Annotated in this window: 24 protein-coding genes; 15 read left to right on the top strand and 9 right to left on the bottom strand. The window is 72.6% G+C overall.

The genetic code is table 11. The annotated features are described in order from the left end of the window. The first annotated feature begins 37 nt into the window (after nucleotides 1–37). Nucleotides 38–601, top strand: a complete 564-nt coding sequence (locus TCUR_RS24715; protein WP_012851577.1) for a superoxide dismutase family protein — start codon at nucleotides 38–40, stop codon at nucleotides 599–601. 201 nt (nucleotides 602–802) lie between these two features. Here TCUR_RS24715 and ku read toward each other — a convergent pair whose 3' ends face one another. Next, nucleotides 803–1624, bottom strand: a complete 822-nt coding sequence (gene ku, locus TCUR_RS05960; protein WP_012851576.1) for a non-homologous end joining protein Ku — start codon at nucleotides 1622–1624, stop codon at nucleotides 803–805. Between the two features lie 114 nt (nucleotides 1625–1738). Here ku and ligD (TCUR_RS05955) point away from each other — a divergent pair, with 114 nt between their 5' ends. The 6 genes from ligD (TCUR_RS05955) (at nucleotide 1739) to TCUR_RS05930 (ending at nucleotide 6515) form a co-directional block, all read left to right on the top strand. Beyond that, entirely contained in the window at nucleotides 1739–2716 is a 978-nt protein-coding gene (gene ligD, locus TCUR_RS05955; protein WP_041439345.1) for a non-homologous end-joining DNA ligase, read from the top strand. Between the two features lie 9 nt (nucleotides 2717–2725). Next, on the top strand, nucleotides 2726–3634 hold the full coding sequence (ligD, locus tag TCUR_RS05950; RefSeq protein WP_012851574.1) for a non-homologous end-joining DNA ligase: 909 nt from the start codon (nucleotides 2726–2728) through the stop codon (nucleotides 3632–3634). 172 nt (nucleotides 3635–3806) lie between these two features. Next, nucleotides 3807–5168 carry a dihydrolipoyl dehydrogenase family protein gene (locus tag TCUR_RS05945; protein WP_012851573.1) on the top strand — a complete coding sequence of 454 codons (1362 nt, stop codon included), beginning with the start codon at nucleotides 3807–3809 and terminating at the stop codon, nucleotides 5166–5168. Nucleotides 5169–5189: 21 nt separating this feature from the next. After that, nucleotides 5190–5384, top strand: a complete 195-nt coding sequence (locus tag TCUR_RS05940; RefSeq protein ID WP_012851572.1) for a hypothetical protein — start codon at nucleotides 5190–5192, stop codon at nucleotides 5382–5384. Between the two features lie 120 nt (nucleotides 5385–5504). After that, nucleotides 5505–6125 carry a TetR/AcrR family transcriptional regulator gene (locus TCUR_RS05935; RefSeq protein WP_012851571.1) on the top strand — a complete coding sequence of 207 codons (621 nt, stop codon included), beginning with the start codon at nucleotides 5505–5507 and terminating at the stop codon, nucleotides 6123–6125. Nucleotides 6126–6284: 159 nt separating this feature from the next. After that, nucleotides 6285–6515 (top strand): DUF3107 domain-containing protein, encoded by a 231-nt coding sequence (locus tag TCUR_RS05930; protein WP_012851570.1) that lies wholly within the window; start codon nucleotides 6285–6287, stop codon nucleotides 6513–6515. A 15-nt stretch (nucleotides 6516–6530) separates the two neighbouring features. Here TCUR_RS05930 and TCUR_RS27450 read toward each other — a convergent pair whose 3' ends face one another. Then, nucleotides 6531–8498 (bottom strand): serine/threonine-protein kinase, encoded by a 1968-nt coding sequence (locus TCUR_RS27450; RefSeq protein WP_012851569.1) that lies wholly within the window; start codon nucleotides 8496–8498, stop codon nucleotides 6531–6533. Between the two features lie 27 nt (nucleotides 8499–8525). Further along, entirely contained in the window at nucleotides 8526–8915 is a 390-nt protein-coding gene (locus TCUR_RS05920; protein WP_012851568.1) for a protein kinase family protein, read from the bottom strand. 499 nt (nucleotides 8916–9414) lie between these two features. Here TCUR_RS05920 and TCUR_RS05915 point away from each other — a divergent pair, with 499 nt between their 5' ends. From TCUR_RS05915 to TCUR_RS05905, 3 genes are all read left to right on the top strand, one after another. Continuing rightward, nucleotides 9415–11016, top strand: coding sequence for a DEAD/DEAH box helicase (locus tag TCUR_RS05915; protein ID WP_245536993.1), 1602 nt, complete (start codon nucleotides 9415–9417; stop codon nucleotides 11014–11016). Nucleotides 11017–11290: 274 nt separating this feature from the next. Next, nucleotides 11291–12175 (top strand): alpha/beta fold hydrolase, encoded by an 885-nt coding sequence (locus TCUR_RS05910; RefSeq protein WP_012851566.1) that lies wholly within the window; start codon nucleotides 11291–11293, stop codon nucleotides 12173–12175. Nucleotides 12176–12772: 597 nt separating this feature from the next. Further along, nucleotides 12773–13684, top strand: coding sequence for an oxygenase MpaB family protein (locus TCUR_RS05905; RefSeq protein WP_012851565.1), 912 nt, complete (start codon nucleotides 12773–12775; stop codon nucleotides 13682–13684). Between the two features lie 103 nt (nucleotides 13685–13787). Here the strand turns inward: TCUR_RS05905 and TCUR_RS05900 are convergent, their stop codons facing one another. Genes TCUR_RS05900 through TCUR_RS05890 form a run of 3 tightly spaced genes read right to left on the bottom strand, consistent with a single transcriptional unit; the run spans nucleotide 13788 to nucleotide 16129 of the window. Then, nucleotides 13788–14726, bottom strand: coding sequence for a RecB family exonuclease (locus TCUR_RS05900; protein WP_012851564.1), 939 nt, complete (start codon nucleotides 14724–14726; stop codon nucleotides 13788–13790). Then, nucleotides 14727–15434: an MBL fold metallo-hydrolase gene (locus TCUR_RS05895; RefSeq protein WP_012851563.1), complete on the bottom strand. Its 708-nt coding sequence runs from the start codon at nucleotides 15432–15434 to the stop codon at nucleotides 14727–14729. Between the two features lie 50 nt (nucleotides 15435–15484). After that, on the bottom strand, nucleotides 15485–16129 hold the full coding sequence (locus TCUR_RS05890; protein WP_012851562.1) for a DUF6758 family protein: 645 nt from the start codon (nucleotides 16127–16129) through the stop codon (nucleotides 15485–15487). Nucleotides 16130–16277: 148 nt separating this feature from the next. Here TCUR_RS05890 and TCUR_RS05885 point away from each other — a divergent pair, with 148 nt between their 5' ends. After that, on the top strand, nucleotides 16278–16676 hold the full coding sequence (locus tag TCUR_RS05885; protein WP_148232938.1) for an NUDIX hydrolase: 399 nt from the start codon (nucleotides 16278–16280) through the stop codon (nucleotides 16674–16676). A 7-nt stretch (nucleotides 16677–16683) separates the two neighbouring features. Here the strand turns inward: TCUR_RS05885 and TCUR_RS05880 are convergent, their stop codons facing one another. Next, nucleotides 16684–17919, bottom strand: a complete 1236-nt coding sequence (locus TCUR_RS05880; RefSeq protein ID WP_012851560.1) for a CPBP family intramembrane glutamic endopeptidase — start codon at nucleotides 17917–17919, stop codon at nucleotides 16684–16686. Nucleotides 17920–17984: 65 nt separating this feature from the next. Continuing rightward, on the bottom strand, nucleotides 17985–18926 hold the full coding sequence (locus tag TCUR_RS05875; protein ID WP_012851559.1) for an HpcH/HpaI aldolase/citrate lyase family protein: 942 nt from the start codon (nucleotides 18924–18926) through the stop codon (nucleotides 17985–17987). Between the two features lie 89 nt (nucleotides 18927–19015). Between TCUR_RS05875 and TCUR_RS05870 the strand changes: the two genes are divergently transcribed. The 4 genes from TCUR_RS05870 to TCUR_RS05855 all read left to right on the top strand — a co-directional run bounded on the left by TCUR_RS05870 (nucleotide 19016) and on the right by TCUR_RS05855 (nucleotide 22764). Then, nucleotides 19016–19531 carry a hypothetical protein gene (locus TCUR_RS05870; protein WP_012851558.1) on the top strand — a complete coding sequence of 172 codons (516 nt, stop codon included), beginning with the start codon at nucleotides 19016–19018 and terminating at the stop codon, nucleotides 19529–19531. A 140-nt stretch (nucleotides 19532–19671) separates the two neighbouring features. After that, nucleotides 19672–21009: a magnesium transporter MgtE N-terminal domain-containing protein gene (locus TCUR_RS05865; RefSeq protein WP_012851557.1), complete on the top strand. Its 1338-nt coding sequence runs from the start codon at nucleotides 19672–19674 to the stop codon at nucleotides 21007–21009. After that, nucleotides 21006–21539 (top strand): DUF1003 domain-containing protein, encoded by a 534-nt coding sequence (locus TCUR_RS05860; RefSeq protein ID WP_012851556.1) that lies wholly within the window; start codon nucleotides 21006–21008, stop codon nucleotides 21537–21539. The genes TCUR_RS05865 and TCUR_RS05860 overlap by 4 nt, the downstream gene beginning before the upstream one ends. Before the next feature lie 73 nt (nucleotides 21540–21612). After that, on the top strand, nucleotides 21613–22764 hold the full coding sequence (locus tag TCUR_RS05855) for an Mrp/NBP35 family ATP-binding protein (protein ID WP_012851555.1): 1152 nt from the start codon (nucleotides 21613–21615) through the stop codon (nucleotides 22762–22764). Between the two features lie 155 nt (nucleotides 22765–22919). On the opposite strand, the gene TCUR_RS05850 is transcribed toward TCUR_RS05855, so the two are convergent. Next, entirely contained in the window at nucleotides 22920–23276 is a 357-nt protein-coding gene (locus TCUR_RS05850) for a sec-independent translocase (protein ID WP_012851554.1), read from the bottom strand. Nucleotides 23277–23317 lie beyond the last annotated feature (41 nt).

Here is a 23317-nt window from a genome sequence, read left to right as displayed (position 1 = left end):
ACTTGGACACATTGAGTCATCTCACGGGGAGGCAGCCATGTCGCTGCTGAGACATACCGCGTTCATCACGGCCATGGCCGGCGCCATGACCGGTGCCGTCGCGGCGCCGGTGGCCCCGGCGCTGGCCGACCCGGGCGACCGGGTCGTCTCCAGGGTCCGCGCCATCGAGGTCACCGGGCCGACCAAGGTCTACCACCGCTCCTGGCGGGGGATCCGCACCACGGTCCAGACCGGGGAGCTCGCCGGCGGCACCTGGGTGGGCATCGCGGCCTCCGGGTTCCCCGCCAGCGCCGTGGGCAAGCGGTTCGGCGTCCACGTCCACGTCAACGCGTGCGGGCGCACTCCCGCCTCTTCCGGGCCGCACTACCAGAGCCCGCGGGTGCCCCGGCGGGCGCCGCTGATGGCGCGGGAGATCTGGCTGGACCTGACGGTCGGCCCGGACCGCACCGCCCGCGCCATGGCCCTGCGCTCCTGGCGGATCCCCAAGGGCGCGGCCAAGTCGGTGGTCATCCACTCCAAGGAGACCGACCCGCAGACCGGGGACGCCGGCGACCGCCTGGTGTGCACCACGGTGCCGTTCGGCGACCTGGGGCGCCGCTGACACCGCAGCCGGTCCCCGGGTCCGTCCCCGGACGGGCCCGGGGGCGGCGGGTCGGCCCGGTGCACCTTTTCACCACGCCGTCCCGCAGGTCGCATGCGGGGGCCTCACAGCCGGGGCGATGCCGTGGCCTGCAACGTCGCGGGCGCCGGAGACCAGCCGGGCTTTCGTCCCCGGCGTCTTGGGCCACGTGCCGGAAAAGGTTCAGGCCGTGCCGCCGCCTTCAGGGCCGGGCGGCTCCCGCTGTGCGGCGGCGCGGTTCCGCTTGGCGGCCTCGACGCTTTCGCGCAGCACCTCCAGCAGGTCGGCGGGGGGCGGCTGCGGCGGCGGCTGGGGCCGGACGACCTGAGCACCCGCGATCTTGGCCTCGATCACCTCCAGCAGCGCCCGCCGGTAGGAGTCGGTGTAGGCGGCCGGGTCGAAGTCCCCCGTCATCGTCTCGATCAGCGCCCCGGCCATGGCCAGCTCCTGAGGGCGCACCCGAACCTCCTCCTGCAGGAATTCGAAGTCGGGGGCGCGGACCTCATCCGGCCACAGCATCGTCTCCAGGACGAACACCCCTTGCCGCACCCGCAGCGCGCCCAGCGACTCGCGCTGCCGAAGCGTCACTTTGACCACGCCCACCAGGCCCGACCGCTCCAAGGCGTCGCGCAGCAGCACATAGGGTTTGGCACCGCCCTCGTCGGGCTCCAGATAGTAGGAACGGTCGAAGTAGATCGGGTCCACCTGATCGGCGGGGGTGAACTGAAGCACCTCGATGCGGCGTTTGGTCGGCAGCGGCAGATCCAGGAAGTCCTCTTCGGTGAGCACCACCATGTCGCCATTGGGCAATTCGTATCCCTTGGCGACGTCCACATAAGGCACTTCCCGCCCGTCCAGCGAGCACACCCGCCGGTACCGGATGCGCCCGCCGTCATCGCGGTGAACGTGGTGGAAGGTCACATCCCGTTCTTCGGTGGCCGCATACAGTTTGACCGGGATGGTGACCAGGCCGAAGGAGATCGCGCCATTCCAGATGCTGCGCATGAGGGCTCCTTACCCCGGGGCGCGCTTTCCCTAGCCTCGCAATATCATGCGTTTTGCGCTACATGTCCTGTGGGATCCTTTTCCATCTCCTGGGTTGCGGGGTAGAACCCACCTATGAGCATGTCGTGGCCGGTGGCCCCGATGCTGGCCGCCACCGGTGACCTGCCGGAGGACGCCGACCGCTGGTGCCTGGAGCTGAAGTGGGACGGCGTGCGCGTCGTCTGCCACGTCACCCCCCACGGCGTGCGGGCCGCCGGACGCCGCGGCGCGGACGTCACCGGCCGCTACCCGGAGCTGTCCGGGCTGGTGGACCTGGTGCCGGGCCGCGAGGCCGTCCTCGACGGCGAGGTGGTGGCCTTCCGGCACGGCCGGCCCAGCTTCGAACGGCTGCAGCGGCGCATGCACCTCGATCGCCCCGACCCCCGCCTGGTCCGCCAGGTGCCCGTCCGCTACGTGGTGTTCGACGTGCTCTACCTGGACGGCCGCCCCCTCTACGACCTGCCCTACCTGCAGCGGCGGCAGCTGCTGGAGGAACTGGACCTGGCCGGCGCCGGCCCCTTCGAGGCCCCGCCCCACCTGCACGCCGCCGACACCGACCAGGTCAAGGAACTGGTGGAGTACACCTGGGAGCAGCGCCTGGAGGGCGTGGTCGCCAAACGGGTGGACTCCCCCTACCGGCCCGGCCGGCGGGTGGACTTCTGGCGCAAGGTCAAGAACTTCCAGACCCGCGATGTGATCATCTGCGGCTGGAAGCCCGGCCGCGGCCGCCGCGAGGGCGGCTTCGGCTCACTGCTGCTGGGCGCCTACGACGACGGCGGGGCGCTGCGCTTCACCGGGCAGGTCGGCACCGGCTTCACCGACCGGGCGCTGGAGGACATCTACGAGCGGCTGTGGCCGCTGCGCTGTCTCACCAGCCCTTATGACGAGCTCCTCCCCCGCGAGCTCGCCCGCGACGCCCAGTGGGTTGAACCGGTCCTGGTGGGGGAAGTCGCCTACGGCGTGTGGACCAGGGAGGGGCACCTGCGCGCCCCGTCCTGGCGCGGCCTGCGCGACGACAAGGACCCCCGGGAGGTCACCTATGAACCCCGCTGAGGCGCCGCCGTGAGCGGCGGCGAGCGGGTCCGCGTCCGGGTGGAGGACCGGGAGCTCAGGTTGTCGAACCTGGACAAGGTGCTCTACCCCCGGCACGGGTTCACCAAGGGCGAGCTGATCGACTACTACACCCGGATCGCGCCCGTCCTGCTGCCGCACCTGCGGGACCGGCCGGTGACCCGCAAGCGCTACCCCGACGGGATGGCCGGGCAGTCCTTCTTCGAAAAGAACGCGCCCCCGGGCACCCCGCCGTGGGTGCGCACGGTGAACCTGCCGACCCCGGGCAGCGCCAAAGGGCGGGCCTCGGCCGACTACGTGATGGTCGACGACCTGCCCACCCTGGTGTGGCTGGCCAATCTGGCCGCGGTGGAACTGCACGTCCCGCAATGGCGGGTCGGCCCGCGCGGCGGGGTGCACCGCCCCGACCTGATGGTCTTCGACCTGGACCCCGGCCCGCACACCACCATCGTGGACGCCTGCCGGGTGGCCTGCGCGCTGCGCGCCCTGCTGGCCGACGACGGCCTGCGCGCCTACCCCAAGACCAGCGGCAAAAAGGGCCTGCACCTGTATGTGCCGGTGCGGGAGACCGGCCGGACCCGGCAGTACGCCGAGCAGGCGGCCAAGCGGCTGGAGGCCGACGCCCCCCGCCACGTCACCGCCCGGATGGACCGGCGGCTGCGCAAAGGCAAGATCTTCATCGACTGGAGCCAGAACGACCCGGGCAAGACCACCGTCGCCCCTTATTCCATGCGCGCCTCCGGCGGCCCGGCGGTGTCCACCCCCCTCGCCTGGGAAGAGGTCGAAAACTGCGAAGACCCCGCCGACCTGGTGTTCTTCTCCGACCAGGCGCTGGAGCGCGTACAACGGCACGGCGACCTGATGGCGCCGCTGCTGGAGGAGGGACCACCCCTGCCCTGAGCAAGGCATGACATCTCTCATATGCCGGTGCGTTATGTGTCCGATTGGGCACGCAGCGGCGCCGCGGTTCCGCCACCATTGCCCTACGGGGATGTCGAGCCCTGTGCGATCGGCCCGAGCGGGCGGTGAGGTCGCACGGGCTCACCAAGGTTGACGCGGAGGAACGACAAAGGTGGCGGTGATAAAGAACCCTCACTACGACGTCGTGGTGCTGGGCGGGGGAACGGCGGGCGTGCTGGTCGCCCGCGGGCTGGCACAGGCGGGACGCCGGGTGGCGCTGGTGGAGAACCGGCTGGTCGGCGGGGAGTCCCCGTATTTCGCCTGCGTGCCGTCCAAGTCGCTGCTGCACTCGGCCCGCCGGGGCGAAAGCTGGGAGACCGCCATCGCGTGCCGCGACGAGCTGACCGGGCACCTGGACGACGCCGCGACGGCGGCCCGGCTGGCCGAGGAGGGGATCGCGGTGCTGCGCGGCTACGGGCAGGTGACCGCCCCCGGCCGCATCGAGGTGGACGGCACCGGCTACGAGTACACCGACCTGGTGATCTGCACCGGCGGCGAGCCGGTGGTGCCGGGCGTGGAGGGGATGGCCGACGCCCCGCTGTGGACCAGCGACGAGGCGCTGGCCGTGCCCGACCTGCCGCGCCGGCTGGTGGTGCTGGGCGGCGGCCCGGTGGGCTGCGAGCTGGCCCAGATCTACGCCGCCTTCGGCTCCCAGGTCACCGTGGTGGAACCGGCCGAGAGCCTGCTGGCCGACGAGGCGGCCTTCCTGGGGGAGACGCTGGCCGGGGCGCTCCGCCGGATGGGCGCCGACCTGCGGCTGGGCACCGAGCCGGCCAAGGTGGAGCGCACCGGCTCGGGGCTGCGGCTGTGGCTGACCGACGGCGGCACCCTGGAAGCGGACCGGATCCTGGTGGCCGTCGGGCGGCGCCCGCGCACCGAGGGGCTGGGCCTGGAGACGCTGGGCGTGCGGCCCGCGCCGGGCGACCCGCTGCCGGTGGACGAGACCTGCCGGGTGAGCGGCGCCGAGCACCTGTGGGCGGCCGGTGAGGTGACCGGCGCCGACACCGCGCACGCCGCCGCCTACCAGGCCCGGATCGTGGTCGACAACGTGCTGGGCAAGCGCCGCGAGGCCGACCGGCGGGCGATTCCCCGGGTGGTGTTCACCAGCCCGTCGGTGTACGCCGTGGGGCTCTCTCCGCGACATGCCCGCAAATCCGGGCTGGAGCTGCTGAGCGCCGGGTACGATCTGGCCGCCACCGTCCGAGGCAGGATCGAAGACAGCGGATCGGGCAGACCGGGCGGCCGCATGGAGAGCCGGATGGAAGGCCGGGTGGAACTGTACGCCGACCGGTCCACCGGCCTGTTGGCGGGCGCCGCCGCCGTGGGCCCGTACGCTGAGGAGTGGATGGGTGAGGTCACGCTGGCGATCCGGGCACAGATCCCGTTGCGTGTGCTCGCCGACACCGTGCACGCCTTCCCGACCTACGGTGAGGCCGTGGAGACGCCGCTGCGCGAGCTGGCCGAACGGCTGTAGCGGTCCAACGAAGGGGGTTTCATGAGCGAGATGGACGACATGGACGTGCCGGACGTCGAGGCCCCGGACGCGGACGCGGCCGAGCAGCGCCTGCCGGTGGGTGAGGAGGAGGAGGACCGTCCGGTCTGGTCCGGCGAGCTTCCCCTGGACGTCGACGAGGCCGACTACACCGAGCAGGAACGGGTCGTGGAGTTCGACGAGGACGACTACCGTTGACCGGCGTCCGGCCATGGCGTCGGTGCACGGATGACCGGTGAGGTTACCGACGCGTAGGATGATGGAATCGACACCGGAGGCGGCGAGGCGCGCCGCCCGACGACGCGATCGGAGAGTGTGGTGACCGCGACCCCGGACGCCCGTCCACGTGGCACGAGGCTGCCTCGGCTGGCCCGCCGGCGGCAGCTGCTCGGCGCGGCGCAGGAGGTGTTCGTCGCGCAGGGCTACCATGCCGCCGCGATGGACGAGATCGCCGAGCGCGCGGGCGTCAGCAAACCGGTGCTCTACCAGCACTTCCCCGGCAAGCTGGAGCTGTATCTGGCGCTGCTGGACGAGCACGCCGAGTCGCTGGTGAAGATCGTCCGTGAGGCGCTGGAGTCCACCACCGACAACAAACGGCGCGTGCAGGCCAGCATCCAGGCCTTCTATGACTTCGTGGCCGGCGAGGGCGAGGCCTACCGGCTGGTCTTCGAGTCCGATCTGCGCAACGTGGCGCCGGTGCGGGCCCGGGTGGAGCGAGCCAACCACCAGTGCGCCGAGATGATCGCCAAGGTGATCGCCGAGGACACCCAGGCCCCCGCCGACGAGGCGTTCCTGCTCGGCATGGGCCTGGTGGGCATGGCCGAGGTCAGCGCCCGCTACTGGCTGTCGCAGAACCGCTCCATCCCCAAGGACACCGCCGAGAAGCTGATCGCCCGCCTGGCCTGGCGGGGCATCTCCGGCTTCCCCGTGGCCGGCTGACCGGCCGCGGCCCGTCGCGCTCGCGGGCCGGACGACCGCCGTGGTCGTCCGGCCCGCGAGCGTTTTCCCGGCCCGTACGCTCCTGGCGTAGCGGAGATCGGCCCTCTCCCCACCCGCGCGTGCGAACATCGGAAGCGGGGCAGTCCCGCCGAAGGGAGCATGGTGCAGGTACGTATCGGGGTGCAGTACACGCCCAAGGAACTGGTCATCGAGACGTCGCTGTCGGCCGACGAGGTGGAGCGGGCGCTGGCCGAGGCCCTGGCCGCCGAGCACGGCGTGCTGGCACTGCACGACCAGCGCGGCGGCCGGGTGCTGATCCCCGCCGACCGCATCGGCTACCTGGAGATCGGCGAGGAGAACAACCGCAAGGTCGGCTTCGGCAGCATGTGAGGCCGGCCGGCCGCGTCACGACCTGCTCGGCGTGGGAGCCCGGCCGGCCAGCATCGCGGCGAACTCCGGCCGCAGCAGGTCGCGCACCCGGTCGTGGGGGACGCTGAGGGTCACCGGTATGCAGCCCGCCGCCCCCTCATCGGTGGACACCGACAGCGTCATCGCCGCATCGGTGAAGCCGACGACCACGGGCGTGGCGAACCCGCCCGAAACCGGACGCAGGTCGGCCGGGCGCAGCCTGGCGGGCGGGCGGCACGGTTCCAGCAGCCCATCAGGGGTGGGCGTCGGCTTGGGGAAGCGCCGCCACAGCCCGTCCAGTCCCGCCTGGGTGAGCGTGGCCGGGGCGAACATGTCGGACAGGGCCAGCGCCTTGCCGGTGTCCAGCGCGACGGTGACCGTGCTCACCCAGTCGGTGATGTAGTCGGTGTTGCAGACCCAGCCGCCCTTCAGCTCATACCGGACGGACACCAGCCTGCCGTTGCGCAGCCCCGGCACCGCCTTGGCCGACAGGCTGGCCCCCTGGCAGTCCCCGCCCGGCCCCGGACGGCCCATCTCGGGGTTCTCCCGCACGAACCGCTGCGCGCCTTCGATCGCCGTATCCAGCGGGCTGCGCAGCGCCGCGTTCACCCGCTGCTGGACGGCGCTGTCCGAATGCCCGGAGATCTGCACGTACTGGGCGCCTTCCACGATCAGCCGCTGCCCTCCCCCCAGCTCGATCACGCGCTCGGGCAGCGTGGGGGTGCGCACGGCGACGTTCTGCGCGGCGGGCACGGCGGGCCCGTCGTCGCCGCCCGCCACCACGACCGCCGTGGTGCCCGCCCCGATCGCCAGCACGGTGCCCGCCACGGCCGCCGTCACCTTGGCGCCCGCCGTCGCCAGCAGGCCCGTCCCGGCGGTGGCCGCGATCGCCGAGCCGCCGGCGGCCGCACCACCGGCGGCCGAGGCGCCTGCGGCGGCCGCGGCACCGGCGCCCCCGGCCGAGCCGGCTCCCGCCGCCCCGGCCGCCGCCCCGGACATCCCGGCTCCGGCCGTCCCCGCCGACCCGGCGCCCGCCACGCCGGCCGCCCCGGCACCGGCGCCCGCCGTCCCGGCCCCCGCCGCCGTGGGGATCAGCCCGGCGGCCAGCGGGAACAGCGCCGCCAGCGCCGCCGCACCGGCCGCCAGGGCGCGGATGCCGCGCTGCTCCCAGTCCGCGCCGTAGGCGGCGGAGGCGGCCTCCTCCAGCTCGGTCACGAACGCCGCCGCGCCGGGCGGGCGGTGCGCGGCGTCCTTGGCCATGCCGCGCGCCAGCAGCGGCCGCAGCGGCTCGGGAACCGCCTCGACGGGGACGGGAGCCGTCAGGTGCCGGTGCATCAGCGCCGCCGCGTTGTCTGCGGAAAACGGCTTGGAACCGGTGATGCATTCAAAGAACACGCAGGTCGCCGCGTACACGTCGGTGGCCGGAGTGGCGGGGTGGCCCGCCCACTGCTCCGGGGCCATGTAAGCGGGGGTGCCGGAGCGGGATCCGGCGCCGGCCAGCGTGGCGACGCCGAAGTCGATCAGCTTGCTGAGCCCGTCGGCCCGCACCACCACGTTGGCGGGCTTGTAGTCGCGGTGGACCACCCCGACGGCGTGCGCGGCGGCCAGCCCCAGCAGCGAGCCCTTGAGCACCGTCAGCGCGGCCTCCGGGGAGAGCGCGCCGTGCCGGGCCAGGATCTCCTTGAGGGAGACCCCGTTGATGGCCTCCATCACCAGCGCGGCGCCCTGCTCGCCGACCACGAAGCTGTACAGGCGCACCACGTGGGGGTCGGAGACCTTGCCCAGCAGCATCGCCTCCTGGCGCAGCCGCTCGATGGCCTCCCGGTCGCCCTCCCCGCACTCCAGGTATTTGATCGCCACGGGAGTGCCCGCCCGGCGGTGCCGCGCCAGCACCACGCGCCCCTGCGCGCCCGTGCCCAGTTCGCGGATCTCCTCGAACTCCGCCAGCCGCCAAGCGTTCGTCACCTTCAAGGCCTCCTTGCAGCGCGGTTTTCACCAGACGATCGATGAGACGCACCCGAACGGGCATCCGGTCGTGGCCGGCGTGGAAAGGGCGCGCTTCAAAGAGCCGTCCGCACGCCGGCGCGGGGCGGGCGCCGCCGGGGAGCGTGCGCGGCGGCCGGTCCCGGCGGGGCTCTTGCGGATCACCGGGGCCGGCCCGGGGAACACCGGCTCATGGCGCCCCGGCGGATCGTCCACCCGCGCCGGCGTGCGGACCCGGCCGCGAAACCGTTCCGGCGGGCGTTCATCGACCGTCAGTTCCGGCGCAAGATACTTGATCGCGACGAGTTCGCCGCCATCGCGGGCGGGCATCACCCGGCCCCGGGCGCCGCGGCCGAGTTCGCGCAACCCGGTGAAACCCGGCAACCGCCAATCCGCCATCGCACCCCGCCCGGGCGGCTTATTCGGATGGTTTTGAAATACCACGCCAGGCCGGGTCATCAGGGCGGTCCCCCCTGACCTCGGCCGATCTCGGCCGTCCGGCGGTTAGCGCGCCGGGACGCGGCCGGCCCGCCGGGAAATAGATTGGGGGCGGCTGCGCGTTATCACATCGAACGGCTATTGGTGTCAGGAACCGACTACCGGTACTATGCGTCGCGAAGAGTGACCGCGCGCAGCCACACGGAGTGATTGCGCCATACCCCTGACAGCGGTCGCCGAGGTACTGATTGACGGCTGGTCCCTTCCGCGCGTCGGCGCGGCCACAGGAAGCGATCGGCAGGATCTCACCGGCCCTGCCGGCAACGTTCGACGGCTCCGTGGCCCCTGCGGCGAACGCGAGGGGGTGGCGCCCGTTCGGCGCGAACCCAAGCGCGGACCCGGAAGTGAGGACCCCGCACAACGGAGGCTGAAAGCCCTGACTACTTTCCGTGAACTCGGAGTGTGTTCCGAGATAGCCGACGCCCTGGAGTCCGAGGGCATCGTCGACGCGTTCCCCATCCAAGAGATGGCCCTGCCCATAGGGCTTCGCGGGTACGACATCATCGGCCAGGCACGTACCGGCACCGGCAAGACCCTCGCCTTCGGAATTCCGCTGCTGCAGCGCATCGAGCACGGCGGCAAGGCCCCGCGCGGGCTGGTGCTGGCCCCCACCCGCGAGCTGGCCTCCCAGGTCACCGACGACCTGCTGGTGGCCGGCGGCAAGCTGGGCACCCGGGTGGTGGCGGTGTACGGAGGCCGGGCCTACGAGCCGCAGATCCAGGCGCTGCGCGACGGCGTGGACGTGGTGGTCGGCACCCCGGGCCGGCTGCTGGACCTGGCCCGCCAGGGGCACCTGGACCTGTCGCAGATCCAGATGCTGGTGCTGGACGAGGCCGACCGCATGCTCGACCTGGGCTTCCTGCCCGACATCGAGCGGATCATCGAGCTGGTCCCCGCCGAGCGGCAGACCATGCTGTTCTCGGCCACCATGCCCGGCGAGATCGTGGCGCTGTCGCGGCGCTACCTGAACCGGCCCACCAACGTGCGGGCCGAGGTGCACACCGAGTCCGAGGCCACCCCGCAGGTCACCCAGCACGTCTTCCAGACCCACCCGATGGACAAGCCGGAGGTGCTGGCCCGGCTGCTGCAGGCCAATGGGCGCGGGCTGACCATGGTGTTCTGCCAGACCAAGCGGGCCTGCGACCGCATCGCGGCCGATCTGACCCGCCGCGGGTTCGCCGCCGCCGCGGTGCACGGCGACCTGGGCCAGGGCCAGCGGGAGCGGGCGCTGCGGGCCTTCCGCTCCGGCAAGGTCGATGTGCTGGTGGCCACCGACGTGGCCGCCCGCGGGCTGGACGTCGAGGACGTCACCCACGTGATCAACTACGAGTGCCCGGACTCGGCGGAGACCCATGTGCACCGCATCGGCCGCACCGGCCGGGCGGGCCGGGAGGGCACCGCGGTCACGCTGGTGGACTGGAGCGACCTGCCGCGCTGGAAGCTGATCAACAACGCGCTGCAGCTGCCGTTCGGCGAGCCCCCGGAGACCTACTCCACCTCCGACCACCTCTATGAGGCGCTGGACATCCCGCGGGAGGCGACCGGCACGCTGCCCAAGGAGCGGCGCGGCCGCGCGGGGCTGGAGGCCGAGGAGCTGGAGGACATCGGCGAGACCGGCAAGAGCCGCTCCCGCGAGCGGACCAGGACCCGCAAGCGCAGCCGCCGGCGGGTGCGCACCCGCGGCGGCAAGCCGATCGAGCCCGCCGACCAGCCGGACCGCCCCCTGCAGGAGGAGCGGGACGAGCAGGTCCCCGAGGCGGTGGACGAGCCCGCCGCCGGGCAGGCCGGCCACGAGCCCGAGCCGGAGCGGACCGCCTTCGTCCCGGCGCCCGAGCCGATCGTGCCGCCGACCGATGCGGTCACCGGGGTGCCGCTGGTGACCTTCCTGCCGCCGCCGAGCGGGAGCGGCTTCGACCCGGTCGTGGAGGCCCCGCAACGCCCCCGCAGCCGTTCCCGGCGGCGCACTCGGGGCGGGCGCCCCACCGGCGACCGGACCGGCTGACCCCCTCGGGCGGCCGGTCCCCGCGGCCCCGGCCCGCCGCGGGCGGCCGGTGACCGGCACGGCCGCCCAGGGGACGGCGGCGACGGCCGGTGCGTCCGCGCCCGATCGATGCCGGTCGGGCGGCATCGCCGGGCCGCGCGGTGCGCCGCGGGCGGGCCTTCGGTGCGCGCATGCCGCATCCGGGCCACCGGCCCGCGGTCTCGGTATGCTGGCGGCCTGTGAGCATGCCCCGGTTCCATGACGTGCCCAGCTACCCGGCAGAGGACGAGTCGGCTTGAGTACCCCCCGGTTTCTGACCCTGCCCCCCGGTGTCCGCCGGACCGAGATCTCCACCTCGCGCGGGACGTTCGCCGCGCTGGAGGCGCTGCCCGGCTCCGGTGTGCCCGAACGCCCGCCGGCGCTGCTGGTCCCCGGGTTCACCGGCAGCAAGGAGGACTTCATCGCCGTGCTGCCGACGCTGGCGCGGGCCGGCCGGCGGGTGGTGGCGATCGACATGCGCGGGCAGTACGAGACCGCGGGCCCCGATGATCCGGCCGCCTACACCTGTGCCGCGCTGGGCCTGGACGTGGCGGCTCTGCTGGAGGCGCTGGGTCCCGAGCCGGCCCACCTGGTGGGGCACTCCTTCGGCGGGCTGGTGACCCGGGAGGCCATTCTCGGCGCGGGCGCCCGTCCGCTGACCTACACGCTGATGAGCTCCGGGCCGGGCGCCATCACCGGGCCGCGGGCCAAGGACGCCGCCGCGCTGGTGGCGGAGCTGCCGCGCATCGGCCTGGAGCGGGTGTGGCATGACCACATGGAGCCGGACGCCCTGCGCAACGGCGTCCCGCCGCACATCGTGGACTTTCTGCGCACGCGGATGCTGCGCAACAACGTGACCGGCCTGCTGAGCATGGCCCAGGAGCTTTTGGTGTGCCCGGACCGGGTGGAGGAGCTGGCCAAGCTGTCCGCCGACATCGACCTGCCGGTGCTGGTGCTCTACGGCGAGGACGACAACGCCTGGTCGCCGCAGATCCAGGCGGCGATGGCCGAGCGGCTGAGCGCCGAGAAGGTGGTGATCCCGGGCGCGGCGCACTCCCCCGCCGTGGAGGCCCCGGAGACCACCGCCAGCACCTTGGCCGACTTCTGGCGCCAGGGTGAGTGCCGCCGCCTGACCCGCTGAGCCGCTCGTCCGGTCGCGGTACGGAGCGTCGCGGGCGGCGTCTTCACGGTTCGGTGTGAGCCTCCGCTGAAGCGGCCCGCTTGCAGTGGGCCTTCTTTCTGCACGTTGTCTTCATAGTCCGAAACGGGACGTCGCAGTACCGAGCGCCATCGGAGCCCCGTTCGCGGCGCCTTGGGCCATGTGCTGAAAAAGTCCGGTGCTCGATGGCCGCCGATGAGAGCGCATCGGGCTTCCATTGAGGGCGGGAACACAACCGGCGCCGGCTTGCCTGCGATCTGACCGCCTTGTTTCCCGATTTCAGTTCCTCGCCAATAGCGAGGAACCGGTTCGCGATGCGTTTGAACCGTCCTCCTCGTAACAGGGAACGTGTTTTCAGCCTCCGGAGATCTCTTCCTTTTCTCAGGATTTCCCGGTCAGATGGACGTTCCCATCAGGATGACGGCCCGCGGCATGGAGGCAGCGGTGAACGGGACGCAGGACCTGGGCGGGGCCGGTGATCCCCTCCGGCGCCTGTGACCCACGCGACATGAGACAAAAAATGCTTCATGTATACTTGCCGCACCTGTACCACCCGCGTCCCCCCCCCGGAGGTCCTCCATGGCGGTGACGGTTCAGCCCCCGGAGAGCGCGACCTGGCGCGTCCACCTCGACCGGTCCATGTGGGTCGGCGGCGTGCGCAGCCTCATGCTGCAGGCGTTGCACCCCAGGGCCATGTGGGGGGTGTGGCAGAACTCCGTCTTCCAGAACGACCCCATCGGGCGGCTCCAGCGCACCGCCCACTTCGTGGGCACCTCCACCTTCGGGTCGCCGGAGGAGATGGACCGGCTGGCCGCCCGGGTGCGCAAGATCCACGCCAAGCTGCGCTTCGTCAACCCCGACACCGGCGAGACCGAGCGGCTGGACGCGCCCGACCTGCTGCTGTGGGTGCACTGCGCCGAGGTGTACTCCTACCTGGTGGTCGCGCGCCGCGCCGGGCTCCCCCTCACCGACGCCATGGCCGACCAGTACCTGCGCGAGCAGCGCAAGAGCGCCGTCTACGTCGGGCTCAAGGCCGAGGACGTGCCCGGCAGCGTCGAGGAGATGGAGGACTACTTCGCCCGGGTGCGCCCGCAGCTGCGCGTCACCGACGAGGCCCGCGAGACGGTGAAGTTCCTGCTGTGGCCCAAGCTGCCGGGCAACATGCGCTTCCTGTCCCCCGGCAAGCCCGCCTACCTGCCGTTCGGCATGCTGTGCTACTACACCCTGCCGGACTGGGCGCGGGAGATGTACGGGCTGCTGCCGGAGGTCCCCCAGTCCACGGTGACCGCCGCGCTGCGCTCGTTCCGGCTGGCGATGAACACTCTGCCGGAGCGGCTGCACGACTTCTCGTTCCACAAGGACACCCGGCAGATGCTGGAGCGGGCCCGCCAGAGCCTGGCCGCCGAAGGCTACGACATGAGCAAGGGCCTGTTCGGTCTGCGCGATCCCCGCCGCTGGCCGTCCCGCCGGGGCGCCCCCGTGAGCGCCTGACCCCTCTCTCCTCCACGGCGGGCCGGCTTCCGCCGAACGGCCGGGCGGCAGTGCCTCCGGTGGCGTCCCCTCTCTCGCCGCCCGGCCGTTCGGAACGGGACGATCACGCCGAATCCGCCGGAGAAGCCGGACCCTCCTCGTCCTCTGCGGCGGTCACGGCGGCCCAGGGGTCCTTGGCCGGGGCCGTCCGGCGCCCCTCGGGGCAGACCCGGTTGAAGTCGCACCAGGCGCACAGCGGGCCGGTGCGCGGCGGGAAGACCTCATCGAAGGGCTCGTGGTAGGCGCGCTGGGCCTGCTCGTCGGCAAGGTCGAAGCGGACGGAGGCGGCGGGCGCCGGGCCGGTCCGGTAGGCCTCATCGGCCGCGGACGCCTCGGCGGCGATCTGCTCGGCGCGGTCGATGTGGCGCTGCAGCGACTCGGCGGTGTGCTCCCAGGCGGCGACCGTGCCGGAGGGCAGGTGGTGCAGCTCGACCCGGCGGCAGGGGCGGCGCAGCACATGGGCGGCGGCGACCGCGTAGCCGCCCAGGGCCAGGGAGGTGCGGGCGTCGTCGGCGGTGGGCTCGCGCCGCCCGGTCTTGTAGTCGACCACCACCAGCTGCCCGTCCCGATCGTCCAGCCGGTCGATGCGGCCCTGCAGCGCGATGCGAAGGGTCTTGACGGCCACCGTGCGTTCCACGCCCACCGGCTCGGCGACGGGGTCCAGGCCGCCGGTGTACCGCTCGACCCACCGGCGGGCGCGTTCCCGCCAGGCGGCCGACTGCGCGGCGTCCCGGAAGCCCTCGGCGATCCAGCCGCGCAGCAGCAGCGTCCCGGCCGCCTCGGGGGTGCGCTCCGGAAGCGGCAGCCGCCACCAGGAGGCCAGCGCGTTGTGCACGCTCAGGCCCAGGCTGTTGTGCGCCCACGGCGGCCCCTTGGGCGGTGCGGGACGGTCCAGATAGGTCATCCGGTAGCGCCGGGGGCATTCCAGCCAGGTGTTCAGCCGCGACGGCGTGCACGGGTACAGCCGCTGCGGCATGCCCTCCAGGCCGAGCTGCTCGGCCACTCAGCCGTCGCTCTCCTGGGCGAGGGCGCCCCAGCTCTCCCAGCGGATCTCCTCATCGCCCACGGTGGTCTCCTTGCCCTGGCCGGGCAGCACCCTGGTGTCCTTGGGCAGCGGGGTCAGCAGCGAGCCCAGCGAGTTGAGCTGGCGGCGCAGGTCGGTGAAGACCCCGCCGACCGAGCCGGGCCGGCCGCGGTGCAGCGTGTCGCCGGAGAACAGCACGCCCAGCTGCTCGCAGTAGATGACCACGCTGCCGGGGGTGTGCCCCGGGGTGTGGATCACATCCAGCTGGACCCCGGCGATCTCGAAGGTGCCGCCGTCCTCCAGCCAGATGTCCGGCTCCAGCGACCGCAGCGCCTTGGCGTCCTCTTCGTCTTCCTCGTCCTTGGCCAGCTGGGCGAAGTAGTCCCGCCACAGGATCCGGTCGCCGCGGTGCAGGGCGATGGGGGCCCAGTTGTCGGGGTCGTCATCGCCGGCCGCGGCCACCTCCAGCACGCAGTTCAGGTGCGCGTCCAGGCCATCGGTGCAGATGACCGCCATGACCTCGCGGTCGCCGACCTTCTTGAGGATGGCCTCGGCGTCGTGCGCCGGGTCGATGACGATGACCTCTTCGTCGTCGCCGACGATGTAGGTGTTGCTCTCGACCTTGTACTCGACGTCGTCGACGGTGCACTTGCCCTTCGACGTCACTCGTTCGATGCGCGCTTCCACGGGTCAGACCTTATCCCCTCACGCAAGACCCCCGGCCGCTCCGAAAACCCCTACTGCCGCAGCCGGGGGCAGAAGGCGCCATAGGGCAGGTCGAGGTCCATGCCGGGTTCGCGCAGGTCGAGCAGTTGCAGCTCCTCCAGGACCAGCACCCCGGTCTCGGCCGGCCACAGCACGATCCACAGCCAATTCCCCATGGCCTCACCGATGTAGACCGCCCGGTCGGGGGCGCCGTCGATGACCCACAGCGGCACCTGGTGGGGACGCTCGCCCGAGGTGCGGATCCCGATCTTGGCGTGCGGCGGGGTGTCGTCGCCGGCTCCCCCGCCGTCGAAGCCGTCCAGCCCGGCGAAGTGGGCGCCCAGGCCCACCCCGGGCTCCTCGGCGATCACCAGCATGTCCGCCGGGCCCTGCAGCAGGCCCGGCCCGGACAGGGCCGTCGCCAGGGCGCGCGCTCCGCTGCGCTCATCCCCCACGTCCAGGAAACCGGTGACCAGCCAGCCCACCGGCAGCGGCCAGGGCGTCCACAGCGGCACCCGGGCATCGCGCAGGGCGACGGTCAGTCCTTCGCGGGACGGCCGCCGAGCGGGCTGCCTGGGCAGCACGGCGCCGTGCGCGGCGCAGATCCAGTCGCTCGACCAGATCCCCGGCGGGCGCAACGACCCGCCGCACCGCGGACAGGTGGGGTCGGCCCTCACGACAACCCACGTTCGTCCGCCCGTGCAGGTCAGTCAAGGCTCTTGGCGTCGGCTATAACCGCCGCTGAGAGGACGATGAACCTCGCCGGGCGCGGAAAGCGGACGTCCCCGGCTGGGCACCCCGTCCCGAACAAGATTCAATAGCGGGGTGAGGACGGTGCGTTGCGTGGGGGCGATCGCCCGGGACGAGACCGGCCGGCTGCTGGCGATCCGCCGCGGCAAGCCGCCGGGTGAGGGGCTGTGGTCGCTGCCGGGCGGACGGGTGGAGCCCGGCGAGTCCGACGCCGCCGCGGTGGCGCGGGAGCTGCGGGAGGAGACCGGCCTGCAGGCCCGCGTCGGCCCGCCGGTCGGGACGGTGCTCCGGCCGGGGCCGGGCGAGGTGATCTACGAGATCCACGACTACCTGGTGGAGGTGGTGGGCGGGACGCTGCGCGCAGGCGACGACGCGGCCGACGCCCGCTGGGTCACCGCCGCGGAGCTGCGCGCCCTGCCCACCACGTCGGGGCTGGTGGAGCTCCTCACCGAGTGGGGCCTGCTGGAGCCCTGACCGGCCCTCAGCCGCTCGCGGCGGTGACGGTCTGCACGCGGCGCCGCCGGGCCAGCCTGTCGACACAGGCGGCGTACAGCAGCAGCGGCAGCAGGTCCGCCACCACATACGGCAGGGGCACCGCGCCCTGCTCCAGGCTGAGCCGCCCCACCGCCGCCGGGATCAGGAAGGCCCCCACGTTGTTGACGACGTGGACGGCGATGGCCGCCTCCAGCCCGCCGGTGCGCACCGTCACCCAGCCGGCGATGACCGCGAAGCCGAAGATGTCCACCACTCCCCAGCCGGTGTAGCCGTGCCCGGCCGCGAAGGCCAGCCCGCCGGCGCAGATCGCCGGCCAGGGCGTGCGGAACACCACGCTCAGTTTGCGGGCCAGAGGAGCGGTGCGGTCCTGCAGCGTGCAGCTTCCGATGGCCTGCAGCAGCCAGCCGCGGAAGAAGTACTCCTCGGCGGCCGACTGGAACGGCACCAGCAGCACCACGATCAGCAGCGTCGGCAGGAAGGACGACCAGCCGACCCAGGCGCCCCCCTCGGTGACGGGGTCGTCCACCATGACGCCCGCCGCCCAGGAGAAGACCACCCCCACCACGCCGGTCAGCACCGCCAGCCCGGCGCACACCGCCATCCACCGCAGGCGCAGCCGGCCGGCCACCGAGGACAGGGTGCCGGGGCGGCGGCGCTGGAACACCGGGGCGGCCAGCAGGATGAACGGCAGGAAGACCGCCACGCTGAGCAAGGTGAAGGCCAGTTCGGCGTTGAGGCTGCCCAGCATGGGGTCATCCGGGCCGCCGATCCGGCCGATGACCTCCATCAAGGGGGTGCCGGTGCCCGCCGCCACGGCGATCAGCCACGCGAACGTGACGGCCATCAGCGCGGCCATTCCCGTCAGCGCGATCGCCGCGGTGCCCGCCACCGGCCGCCACCAGCGCTGCACCGCGGTGCGGGCCATCTGGTGGTAGGGGGTCCCCTCGGGTGCCTCCACGATCCACGGCTGCGGGGCCGGCGGCCGCCCGTACGGCGCCGCATACGGGGCGGGGCCATACGGAACGGGCCCATATGGCGGCTGCTCGTCTGCAGCGGCGCCCTGGGCCGCAGGCCAGGCCCCGTGGGGCGGGACGGCGGCCCCCGGCGGCCGGGCCGGGTCGGGCCGGCCGTGCGCGGGCGAGGCTTCACCGGATGGCTCCCCCGGACCGCCCGTCAGCGCCGGGTCGGGCGGCGCCCAGCCGCCGGTGTCCACTTCGTCCACCACTCGCTCCCCCGTCTGCGGTCGTAACTCTTTGGAGGACGAACGGCGAGCGCGCCCCGTTCCGGTCAGTCCGCGGGAGGCTGGAAGAACTTGGTGCGCCTCAGCCCGGCCGCCCGTCCCTTGGCGGCGATCACCAGGGCCATCTTGCGGGACGCCTCGTCGATCATCTCGTCGCCGAGCATGGCCGCGCCGCGTCCCTCCACGGTGGTGTAGTACTCGTAGGCGTCCAGGATCAGCTCGGCGTGATCGTAGTCCTCCTGGGTGGGGGAGAACACCTCGTTGGCCGCCTCGATCTGGGACGGGTGCAGCACCCACTTGCCGTCGAAGCCCAGCGCCGCCGAACGCCGCGCCACCCGCTTGAAGGACTCCACGTCACGGACGTTGAAGTAAGGCCCGTCGATGGCCTGCAGGTCGTGGGCGCGGGCGGCCAGCAGGATGCGCATGAGGATGTAGTGGTAGGCGTCGCCCTCGGTGTAGCCGGGCGGCTGCTCCCCCACCACCAGGGTCTTCATGTTGATGGAGGCCATGAAGTCGCCGGGGCCGAAGATCAGCGTCTCCAGCCGGGGCGAGGAGGCGGCGATGGCGTCGATGTTGGTCATGCCGCGGGCGTCCTCGATCTGCGCCTCGATGCCGATCCGGCCGACCGGGTAGCCCATGGCGGTCTCGATCTGGGTGAGCAGCCGGTCCAGCCAGCGCACGTCGTCGGGTTCTTGGACCTTGGGCAGCATCAGGCAGTCCAGCTTTGCGCCGGCGCCCTCCACCACCTCGATCACGTCCCGGTAGGCCCAGTGCGTGCGCAGGTCGTTGATCCGCACCACCCGGATCTTGCCGTCCCAGTCGCCCTCGTTGAGCGCGGCGACCACGTTCTTGCGGGCCTCTTCCTTGGCGGACGGGGCGACCGCGTCCTCCAGGTCCAGGAAGATCTCGTCGGCGGGCAGGCCCTGGGCCTTTTCGATGAAACGGGGGTTGCTGCCGGGAACCGCAAGAGTGGATCGACGCGAACGCATGCCCGGATGCTATCCAGCGCCCACAAGAAGCCCTCCGACGGCTCTTCGAAACCCGGGGCCTCCCCCGATACCCGGGTAGGGTGCGGCGCATGGGCGATACGACGGCCGCGCTCATCGAAGAGGCGATGAAGAAGTCCGCGCTGGTGTGGCTGACGCTTCCCGGCCTGCCCCAGCCCCGCGCGGCCTGGCACGTCTGGCACGACGGCGCCGCCTACATCCTCACCGGCGGCGAGGGCGAGCAGCCCCTGCCCGGCCTGCCCGAGGCCGACCGGGTGCTGGTGACGGTGCGCAGCAAGGACTCCGGCGGACGGCTGCTGTCGTGGGTGGCGGCCTGCGAGCAGCTCGAGCCGGGCGGCGCCCGGTGGGAGGAGGTGGCGCCGCTGCTGGCCAAGGAGCGGCTCAACGCCCCCGCCCACGAAGGACTGCTGGAACGGTGGGCGGCCGAGTCCTACATCGTCCGGCTCACCCCCACCGGTGAGGTGCCGGAGGCACCCGGCCGCTACGACGACGGCTATGCCGCCGTGCGCCCGGTGCCCACCCCGGCCGCCACGGCGGGCCCGCCGCCCCGCCTGCGCGGCGCCAAGGGCCGGCCCGCCGACCGCTGAAGCCCCGTCCCCGGCGACGGGACGGGCCCTGCGGGCGTGACCTTGGCTACGGATTACCGGTGCGGCCCTGGGTAGTCTCTGTGCGGAAATCGGCGATCGCGTAGGGCAGGGTCTGCTCCCGGCAAGGGGAAGGAGGAGCCTTGAGCGCTCCGACGCGGGTGTTCATCGCCCGGCTCGCCGGGATCGCCGTGTTCGACCCGGCCGGTGACCAGGTGGGCCGGGTCCGGGACGTGGTGGTGGCGCTGCGGCTCGGGCGCCGGCCGCCGCGGGTGCTCGGGCTGGTGGTGGAGGTGCAGCCGCGCCGCCCGGTGTTCCTGCCGATCACCCGGGTGACCACCGTGGAGGCCGACCAGATCGTCTTCGACGGGCGGCTCAACATGCGCCGCTTCCAGCAGCGCGCCTCGGAGACCCTGGTGATCGCCGAGATGCTGGACCGCACCGTCCAGCTGGCCGACACCGGTGAGACGGTGTCGGTGGTGGACGTGGCGATGGAGCCGACCCGGGCCCGGGACTGGCTGCTGTCGAAGGTCGCGGTGCGGCGCGGCGGCGGCCGGGGGCTGCGGCGGCGCCGCGGCGAGCTGCTGGTGGTGGACTGGGAGGCGATCACCGGGCTGTCGGCGGTGGAGCACGGGCAGGGCGCCGCCGGGCTGCTCGCCGCGTTCGAGCAGCTCAAGCCCGCCGACCTGGCCAACCTGATCCACGAGCTGCCCACCAAGCGGCGCGATGAGGTGGCCGCGGCGCTGGACGATGAACGGCTGGCCGACGTGCTGGGGGAGCTGCCCGAGGACGAGCAGATCGAGATCCTCGGCAAGCTGGGGCTGGAGCGGGCCGCCGACGTGCTGGACGCCATGAACCCCGACGACGCCGCCGACCTGCTCGGGGAGATGCCGGCCGAACAGCGCGAACGGCTGCTGACCTTGATGGAGCCGGAGGAGGCGGCGCCAGTGCGGCGGCTGCTGACCTACCCTGAGCACACCGCCGGCGGGCTGATGACCACCGACCCGGTGATCCTGCCGCCGGACGCCACCGTGGCCGAGGCCCTGGCGCTCATCCGCAACCCCGAGCTGGACCCCGCGCTGGCCGCCCAGGTGTATGTGTGCCGGCCGCCCACCGCCACCCCCACCGGCCGTTACCTGGGCACCGTGCACTTTCAGCGGCTGCTGCGCGAACCCCCCTCCTTCCTGGTCAGCGGGCTGGTGGACACCGAGCTGGCGCCGCTGCGGCCGACGCTGTCGCTGGAGGCGGTGGCCGCCTTCCTGGCCACCTACAACCTGGTCGCCGCCCCCGTGGTGGACGAGGACGGGCATCTGCTCGGCACGGTCAGCGTCGACGACGTGCTGGACCACCTGCTGCCCGAGGACTGGCGGGAGAGGGTGCTGGAGACCGCCGCCGACGAGCCCACCGACCCCGAAGAGGAGGCCCTGCGCCGGCCCGCCCAGGACGGGATGCCGCACGAAGACAGGCAGGAGACCCGATGAGCAGGCAGCGCCTCGACCAGCCGCTGGAGCAGCGACGCACGCTGCTGCCCCGCCCGCACTATGACCCGGAGTCCTTCGGCCGGCTGTCGGAGCGGATCGCCCGGTTCTTGGGCACCGCCCGCTTCCTGGTCTACATGACGGCGTTCGTGAGCGTGTGGATCGGCTGGAACGTGCTGGCCCCGCCGTCGCTGCGGTTCGACGAGTACCCGTTCATCTTCTTGACGCTGATGCTGTCGCTGCAGGCCTCCTATGCCGCGCCGCTGATCCTGCTGGCGCAGAACCGCCAGGACGACCGCGACCGCGTCCAGTACGAGCAGGACCGGGCGCGGGGCGAGCGCGCCGCGGCCGACACCGAGTACCTCACCCGGGAGATCGCCGCGCTGCGCATGGCGATGGGCGAGGTCGCCACCCGCGACTTCCTGCGTTCAGAGCTGCACCAGATGCTCAAGGAGCTGGATCTGCGGCACAACGGGCACCGGGAGGGCCGCCGGGTGCCGCCGGAGAGCGGCTACGCCCCGCACGGCCTGTGAGCTCGAGGCCGGCCGTGCGGAGTGACCATGGTCATCGAGGCTGATTGGCGGACGACTCCGGGGAGTTCATACCATGGATGCCATGTCCTCCCCTGTGACGGTCGATCAGGTGACCAAGGCGCTGGCCACGGTGATCGACCCTGAGATCCGCAAGCCCATCACCGAACTCGACATGGTCAAGAGCGTCGACGTGGCGCCGGACGGAACGGTGCGCGTCGCGGTGTACCTGACCGTGGCGGGCTGTCCGATGCGCGAGCGGATCACCAAGGACACCACCGAGGCGGTCGCCAAGCTGCCCGGCGTGAAGTCCGTCCAGGTCGAGCTGGATGTGATGAGCGATGAGCAGCGCCGTGCGCTGCGCGAGAAGCTGCGCCCGGGCGAGACCGTCAAGGAGATCCCGTTCGCCAAGCCCCAGTCGCTGACCAAGGTGTACGCGGTGGCCAGCGGCAAGGGCGGGGTCGGCAAGTCCTCGGTGACGGTCAATCTGGCGGCGGCGCTGGCCTCGATGGGCCGCAAGGTGGGCGTGGTGGACGCCGACATCTACGGCCACTCGGTGCCGCGGATGCTGGGCGTCGACGGCCGCCCCACCAAGGTCGACGACATGATCATCCCGCCGTCGGCGCACGAGATAAAGGTCATCTCGGTCGGCATGTTCACCGCCGGCAACCAGCCGGTGGTCTGGCGCGGCCCGATGCTGCACCGGGCGCTGCAGCAGTTCCTGGCCGACGTCTACTGGGGCGACCTGGACATCCTGCTGATGGACCTGCCGCCGGGCACCGGCGACATCGCCATCTCGGTGGCCCAGCTGCTGCCGGCCGCGGAGATCCTGGTGGTGACCACGCCGCAGCAGGCCGCCGCCGAGGTGGCCGAGCGGGCCGGGGCGATCGCCGCGCAGACCCACCAGCGGGTCGCCGGGGTGATCGAGAACATGTCGTATCTGGAGTGCGCGCACTGCGGTGAGCGCAACGAGATCTTCGGTTCCGGCGGCGGCCAGCAGGTGGCCGACGCGCTGACCCGCACCCTGGGGGTCAAGGTGCCGCTGCTGGGTCAGGTGCCGCTGGACACCCGGCTGCGCGAAGGCGGCGACCAGGGCAAGCCGCTGGTGCTGTCGGACCCGGACGCCACTGCCGCCAAGGAGCTGCGCGCCATCGCCGAGACGCTGGCGGGCCGTTCCCGCGGCCTGGTGGGCCGTCCCCTGGGCCTCAGCCCGACCCGGCGCGGCTGAAAGTCCGTTCATCCGAAACGTCCCGCGCGCAGGGCCTCCCCCTGCGCGCGGTTTCATTTCCCGTCGTCTCTCCCCGCCCGCCGGCCTGCCGGATGCATCCCGGCCACCGAAGACCGGCCGGGTGGGGTTCACCCGGCCTTGAAGAGGCTCCCGGCTCAGGTGGCGTCGGGATCGTAGGGCGGCCGCTCCCCGTAGCCGAGTTCGCCGTCCGGGGTGCTGGAGCTGGTCGCGTGCGACGGCTCTGAGAACTTGTAGCGGCCGGTGGAGGGATCGTCGAGGTCCTCCAGCAGATGCTTGCGGACGAACGTCTTGGGGTTCAGGTCGGCCAGATCGAAGTCCTTGAACTCCGGTCCGAGTCCTTCCTGCAGGTCGCGCTTGGCATTGTCGGCCATGGTCCGCACCTGGCGCAGTGCCCGCCCGGCCTGGGCCGCCACCGACGGCAGCCGGTCGCCGAAGATGACCAGGGCCAGCACGACGAGCACCACCATCTCGCCGAGTCCGACGTCGAACACCCGACCTCCACCGAACGCCGAAGGGGGCGGGCCGAGCGGCC

Source organism: Thermomonospora curvata DSM 43183, assembly GCF_000024385.1.
GTDB classification, from domain to species: Bacteria; Actinomycetota; Actinomycetes; order Streptosporangiales; family Streptosporangiaceae; genus Thermomonospora; species Thermomonospora curvata.
The sequence above is the reverse complement of the archived record's forward strand: the minus strand, read 5'-3'. Positions and strand labels throughout refer to the sequence as shown.